This window comes from Hydrogenophaga sp., from assembly GCF_051007235.1.
Classification (GTDB): Bacteria; Pseudomonadota; Gammaproteobacteria; order Burkholderiales; family Burkholderiaceae_C; genus Hydrogenophaga.
On record NZ_JBPCSJ010000311.1, the window covers coordinates 1 to 7240 of the forward strand.

The window sequence follows — 7240 nt, forward strand, 5'->3', positions numbered from 1 at the left end:
GACCAGCTGCTCGCCAAAGCGCTCGTTCAGGTCGGCCGTCAGGCGCGCCGCATCCTTCTTGCCGTCGGACGACCTGTAGCTGATGAAGATGCGGTTCATGGCGGGCTCGCCCGTTCAGCCTCAACCTGGGTTCACCCCGTGCGGCCAGCCGCCCAGGTGTCCAGCCGCGCCTGCAGCTGTCGGGCAGCGCGGCCCTCGGCGTCCTGGCCGTCCAGCCAGGGTCGCAGCACAAAGCCCGCCTGGTCGGCCACCGACGCCCACATCCACGCCGTGCCGGCGCGCTGGTGCAGGTCGTCGTACACCGCCAGCACGGCCGGCAGCTGCCGCGCCAGTTGCCCGCTGGCCAGCGCCTCCAGCGTGGCCAGCTCGGGTAGGCCGACCACGCTCCAGAAATCGGGCGCATCGCGACGCCGGGTTTCCAGCGCCTGGCGGATGTCGGCCACGTCGTGCGCATCAAAGCCTCCCCAACCCGCTGTGCCGGTGTGGGCCAGCAGCTCGGCGGCCAGGCGGTTGAGCGCGGGGTAGAACCAGTCGGGCGATCCGGCGCCGCGCGCCAGCGCCTCGGCCTGCCGGTAGTGCGTGGCCATCTGCTGCACTGCTTGCGCCGCGGCAGGGGCCTGGCTTGCCGCCAGCTCCAGCCGGTGCAGGCGCTTGTAGGCCGAGCCCAGCAGACTCTTGCGTTCCAATGTCGGGCTCACGGTCACCAGGGCTTGCAGCATGGCGATGGCGGTCTGGATGTCGGCGCGCCCTTGCGCGAGGCGGGCCGCCAGGCCGGTGTCTTTTGTCCCGCCACGGCGCGCCGGGTCCACCCGCTCCCAGGCCAGGCGGGCCAGCAGGTTGGCCAGCTGTTCGCTGCTCTTGACCGAGGCGCTGCCGTCGTTGGCGGCCACCGCACGGCGGTACCAGCGCACCGCGTTGTCCAGGTCGCGCGCCGCGGCGCAGGCCACGCCAAAGGCTTCGGCCACCGCGCCCATGCCGCCCCAGTCCACCTCGAAGCGCGCTTCCAGGTGGCGGATCTTTTCGCGCTGCCGTGCGTCCGGCGCGCCCTGCGTGGTGCTTTCCACCGCCAGGGTTTCCAGCGCCAGCGTCAGCGCCACCGGCGAGGCGATGCCCGCGTAGTCGGCGCCCACCGGTTTGGGCACGCGGTTGGCGTCGCGCTGGTCGGGTTGCCACACCCATTCCGGGTCGCCATAGCACTGGTAGGCGGCCCAGGTGTTGCCCAGCGGGCTGGCTTCCCAGGCGGCCACGCGGGCGGTGTGCACCGCGTCCATGAAACGCTCGCCGCGCAGCAGGGCCTGGTAGAAGGCGCTGGCAAAGCGGTTGGCCGCGTCGTCTTCCACCGCCCAGCCGGCGGCCACCACGCAGCGCACGCCGATGCGGATCAGCTGCTTGGCCACGCCCGCCGCGAAGGCCGCGCGGTCGTAGCCCTGCAGCAGCTGGCGCGGGTCGGCCGCCAGGTGGCAGCAGTTGAGGAACACCAGCTCGGGCACCACGCGCATGGCCTCCACCTCGCGCGGGCCGAGGAAGGTGCCGTCGCTGAGCACCACGCCACGCATCTGCGGGGGCTGACCGTCTTCGATCAGTTCCGGTTCGCCATGGCCGGCGATGTGCACGATGCGGTAGGGCCGCGCCAGCAAGGCGTTGATCACGCTGGCCGCGTCCGCCCCGGGCAGGCCCTCTTCGCTGATCAGCGTGTGCACGCGCTCGGCGCTCAGCCCGGTGGGGCCCACCAGCGCCTCGGCCACCGCCAGGGCTTCGCTGCGCGCGGCGGGCAGCGGTGGGTAGAGCGTGGTGTCACATGCCGGCTCGCCGATCACCAGCACCGCGTCTTCGGCGCGCGCGTCGCTCACCTGCGCGCGGAACTGCACCGTGCGCAGCTTGCGCAGCAGCCGGTTGCGGATGGCCCAGGGTTTGCGCGCTTCGCCGCGGCCGTCGCTGGGGGCGTCCAGCAGTTCCCACGGGATGCCGGCGGTGCCGTCGTTGAGTTCGAGCAGCAGCTCGCTGCTGCCGCGCAGGCTGGTTTCCATCTCCACCGGCACCAGCAGCTGGAACAGGGTGCGGCCGATCTGCGGGTCGCGGTTGGCGTCGTTGCTGGCGCGGCGCACCAGCTCGCTCACCAGCCGGGCCTGGGTGGGCTGCACCCGCGCTTCGGAGCGGGCGCGCTGCGTGTCCAGCGTGTAGGTGATGGTGGGCTCGCCGGCCTCGTTTTTTTCGGAGATCGCGCTGATGAAGTCGTGCCCGGTGCCGCGGTAGCCGGCCTCCAGCGGCCGGCGCAGCGGGCCGACGCCGGACAGCACCGTGGGCGTGAGGCTGAACTGCTCGGGTGCGGCCTGTGCCAGCAGCTGCAGCGCGCCCCAGGCTTCGGTGGCGCGGTCCAGGTAGAGCTCGATCAGGTGCAGGTGCGCCACCGTGGGCCAGCCGCCGGCTTCGAGCTTTTCATTGGCCTCGCGCACGCCCTGCGCCAGCGCGTGCGCCGAGGCGCCCACGTTCACGCCGATGCCGCCGCTGCCGATCAGCGTGGCGGTCAGCTCGAAGGTGGTCTGGCCCTGGCCGGGCACTTCGGCCACGCGCTGCGCCCAGGCCAGCGTGGCCTGGCGCACGGTGTGCACCAGGTCGGCGCTGTTGAGCTTGCCTTCTTCACCCAGCCCGACCACCACCACGTTAGCCGGGCGGGGCAGGGCCAGCGGGCTGTCTGGGTCCTGTCGGTGGTTGATGAAGAACTGGTGCGAGCCCGGGGCCTCGGGGTACAGGCCCAGGGCGAGCGAGGCGCTCATGGCGCCGCCGATGAAGCGGTCCACCACCGCTTCGGTGCCGGTGAGGGTGGAGGCGCCGTAGTGGCCCACCATCAAGGTCTTGCTGACGAACTTGAGGTTACCGTTGTGCACGCTCAGCCGCAGCGCGGTGCCGGCGCCGCGGGCAGTGGCGGGCGGGGGCTCGTCAGCATCCAGGTGGAACACGTCCATCAGGTCGACGGGGGGGCGCAGACCAGCGGTGCGTTCGCGCGCCGGTCGGCTGCGCACCAGCGCGGGGGTACCCGGTGCGCCGCGCGTGGTGGCCAGGGGCTTGAGGCGTTCGGTGTCGCCCAGGCTGAGCAGGTCGCGGTAGGCCTCGAAGGCGTTGTCCGCGTCGGCCAGGTCGCCGTGTTCGCAGTCCAGCGTCCAGGTCTTCACGCCGGGCAGCAGGGCGCTGTCGCGGGTGACGCGGCCGTCGCCGTCGTCGGGCGCGTCCAGGTAGAACAGGCCTTCGCGGGCGTTGAGTTCAAAGCCCGCCGGTGTGAAGCGGGCCTTGCCCACCACCAGCAGCAGGCGGTCGGCAAAGGCCTTGAGGGCCTCGTCGCGCTGGGCATCGAGCCGGCGGCGCAGGGCCACGGCCTGGTCCAGCACCGCCTGGGTCGGTACGCCCCAGCGGTAGACGCTGCGTTGCACTTCTTCGGTGTGCCAGCGGTTGGCATCGTCGAGCAGCTGCGCGTCCTGCTCGGCCAGCGCCCGCCAGCGTTCGCTGCGGTGCAGGCCCAGGTTCGGGTCCAGCAGGCCGGCCTGCAGCTGGATGAAGCCGGGCATGTCGGCCATGAGCTGGCGCGCCTGCCGGTCGCGAAACGGCAGGCCAAAGGCCGCCAGCGCGTTGCCAAAACTGTCGTCGCCCGAAAGCACCTGCATGGGCGCGAACGAGCCGCCGTTGGGCGTGCCCAGCATCAGCAGGCGCGAGCCGCTGCGCTGCAGCCAGCGCTGCCACACCTGGGGCTGCTCCAGCTGCACCGTGCGCGCCACCAGTCCGCCCATGGAGTGCGCTAGCAGGTGCACCGGCTGGCCGGTGGCGTCGCGGGCGCTCAGGGCCTGGTCCAGCACGCCGGCCAGGCGCCGCGCCTCCTGCTCGATCGGGCGGCGCCAGTCGAAGTAAAACTCGATCACCTCATGCGTGGTCGACAGGAAGTCGGCAAGATCGTCGTAGCTGCGGCCCATGGCGCCATCGGGCTGCACGTTGGTGGCGTCTGGGCGCCAGGCCAGCCGGTCGAGCCCGCTGAGGATGCGCAGGCTCAGCCACACGCGTTTGCCGTCCACCGCCAGGTGGCTGCCCAGGATGCCGGGGATCAGGATCACCGCCGGGCGGTCGGCCGCGGGCTGTGCGTCGTGTGCACGCGGGGCGCCGCGCAGGCCGTCGGCCGAACTGCCGGCCCACGACATGGGGCCGATCGGGCGGTAACCGGCGGGCAGCTCCTGCGTCAGGCCGTTGCACACCGCTTCGGCGGTGCGCGGGTTGCTGAAGTAGGCGAAGTGGGTGACGCCGCCGCCCTGGTCGAGCACGAAGCTGGCCGCCGCGTGACCGCCGGACGGCGCCCGCGGTGCGCCGCCGTACATCGAACGGGTCTGCACCACCAGATCGTTGTCGGTCCAGTAGAAGGCGTCGGCCAGCAGGGTCTTGACCCAGGACATGACCGAGTCGCCTTCGATGTCGCCCGCCACCACGCGCAGCTGGCCGGGCAGGGGGGCATCGGCGCTGTGCAGCCACTGCACCAGCGGGCTGTCGGGCACCATGGATTCCAGGCCCGGCAGCAGGCTCGGGTCGGTGCGCTGGCTGGCCACCGCGCCAATGAAGTCCAGCAGCGCCGGCGCCACCGGGATGGCCGCCAGCTCCAGCGACCACTTGAGCACCGACACATAAGCGTCCAGCCGTTTGGAAGCGAGCAGGGTGCCGCGCGCCGGGCAGGCCACGCGCACCATGCGTTGCACGCGGATGTCACGGCCCCGCACCGCGTCGGCCAGGTCGCGCAGCGCCTTGTACTGGTCTTTGTAGGCCGGGTCTTTGAACGCGCTCAGCTCGGCGGGGTCGAGATCGGGCTGGGCGCACACGCGGGCCAGCACCTCTGCCACCAGACCGCCGCGCGAATGGGTGAGCAGGTGCACGCGTGCGCCGTCGGGCAGTTTTTTCGCCAGCAGCAGCGCGTTTTCGATCGGGCTGGCCATCAGCGTGGGGTGGTCCAGGCCGTACACCCGGCCGCCGTAGTGGGCGAACAGTTCGCGCACCTTCTGCGGGTGTTGCTGCCAGAGCTTGCCGAAGGTGCCGTGCGTTTCCGAGAAGGTGCCGTGCAGCAGCACCAGCAGGGGCGCGCCCGGAGCGGCGGGCGGGATGCGGTCGAGCTTCTGTCCGCTGCCCTTGAGCGGCGCGTTCAGCCCCTCGGCGCGCAGCGCGTACACCCCCGCGTCCACCTGGCCGTCAAAGCGCTCACCCAGCTTGCGGGCCGTGAGCTGCGCGGCCGGTTCGGTGAACAGGCCGGTGACGATCTCGATGCCGGTGAGCAGCGCCTGCCCCCGCCGCCCGCGCGATGCGCCGCCGCGCGTGCTGCCCGACGGCTCCACGCTTTGCCAGAGCAGTTGGGCCGGCACCTCGACCGTGCCGGGCGCGGCTGCACCGCGCGTGGCCGGCCGGCTGGCGTTGCCCGCCTGGGCCAGCATCAGGTCGCGTGCGGTGTCGGGGTGCAGCAGCAGTGACGGGCCGTTGCTGATGTGCAGCAAGACCGCGTCCTGCCCGGGGCGGGCCACCAGGCGCACCACGGTGTTGCCGCTGCTGCGGCGCGCACCCAGTTGCACTTTTTGCAGCACCTGACCGCGCCCGCCGAAGCCACCACCGACGGTCGTGGGCGCAGGCCCTCCGCGCGTGGCCGGTGCCACCGGCAGGGCCTGCCCCTGCACCGTGAAGGTGATGGGCTGAGCAGAGGTTTTGTGTTCCATGGTTCAGCCGCTTTCTGCTGGTGGCCCGGTCGCCGGGTGGTGGGGGCTGGGTTCAGCGTGGGCTGGCGGTCTTGCGGGCCGCCGGGCGAGTGGTCTTCTTCGCCGGGGCTTTGCGGGGTGCAGCGGCTGTCTTGGTCGCGGTGCTGCGTACTGTCTTCGCGGGCGGCGTGGCGCGGGTGCGTCGCGCCGGTGCGGGTGCAGTGCTGCGCTCGGCGCGCGAGAGCACGGCCGGCCCGCTGCGGCTGGCGGGCGCGCGCGTCACAAAGTCGTTGCTGACCCAGCCTTCCAGGTCGGTCACGCCGACCACGGCCACCAGGCTCCAGCGGTCGCGCGGCTCGATCAGCAGCAGCTCGGCGCCCTGTTTGAGCGCGGGCGCGACCACCGGGAATTCGGCCCCCGGGCCGCTGCGGATGTTGAGCTTGCTGGCGGTGACCAGCAGGCGCGGCTGCACGTCGCCACCACGGCCCAGGGCGCGGGCGCGCACCGCGGCCAGCGGGAAGGCCGGGCCCGGGTCGGTCTTGCGGCCGCGGGCAATGTCTTCATGGCCCAGCACGTCGTCCAGCCGGTAGTGCGCCACCAGCAGTTCGCACAGTTCCAGCGCGCGGGCGATCTGCGCTTCGGTGTAGGCGTGCCAGGGCTGCGCGCCACCGCCGTGGCGGTGCGCGGCGACCAGCACCTCGTTTTCAGGGTAGGCCTTGCCGAACCACGAGACGAAGCGCTCGCCCTCGCGGTGCAGCAGGCCGGCGTTGTCCATTTCGATGCCGATGGCGTGGTGGTTCAACCCGTTCAGCCCGTTCCACTGGCTCACGCCCGCGTGCCAGGTCACCTGGTTGAGCGGGGCCAGCTGAACGATGCGCCCGTCGCGCCCCAGCACGATGTGCGCCGACGCATTGCCCTGGGGTTTTTGCGTGCACAGCGACTCCACCGAACTCTCCAGATTGCGCCCGGCGGTGTAGTGCAGCACCACGAAGCGCGGCGCCAGCGCACCGCCCACGTTGGGTGTGGGGCGGAAGCTGACGTTGTCGCCGACGAGCCGGTGGTTCTGGATGCTCAGCATGGAATCCTCCTGACGGTGTGCGGCGGCGCCCCCGCCGCGGGTGGGGTCTGCGCCTGGATCAGCGCGTGAAAGGGGTCTGCTTCAGGAACCCGGCCGCCGGGCCCAGCGTGAACAGGTTGGGCGACTGGGTAGGAGGCAGGCCGGCGCGCACCTGCGCATGGAAGACCGCGTGGCTGCCCTTGAAGGCGCCGTTGTTCCACACGCGCAGCACCTGTTCGGTGAAGGCGCCGTTGTGGTTGCCGTCCATGGAAAACTGGTTGTCCTGGCAACCGGAAACGAGGATCACCGAGGGCTCGAACTGCTTGACGATGGCGGTCAGCCGAGTGCTGACGGCCACCTGGGCGATGGCGGTGTCCGGGTCGGTCACGCGTCCGCCAGCGGTCTTGGCAATGTCCGCCTGGAGCTTGTCGTACCAGGCCTTGTGCGCGTTGTAGACCCGCATGCCCACGGCCGGCGG

At 71.9% G+C, this 7240-nt stretch carries 2 protein-coding genes and 1 pseudogene; all 3 read right to left on the reverse strand.

Annotated features, from left to right (window positions below):
- Positions 1–131: 131 nt before the first annotated feature.
- Positions 132–5726, reverse strand: coding sequence for a CHAT domain-containing protein (locus tag ACR2JA_RS10910; RefSeq protein ID WP_434009108.1), 5595 nt, complete (start codon positions 5724–5726; stop codon positions 132–134).
- 52 nt (positions 5727–5778) lie between these two features.
- A complete protein-coding gene (locus tag ACR2JA_RS10915) occupies positions 5779–6783 on the reverse strand; it encodes an N-acetylmuramoyl-L-alanine amidase (RefSeq protein ID WP_434009109.1) in 1005 nt (334 codons plus the stop codon).
- A 58-nt stretch (positions 6784–6841) separates the two neighbouring features.
- Positions 6842–7240: pseudogene (locus ACR2JA_RS10920) on the reverse strand (caspase family protein); the annotation flags it as partial.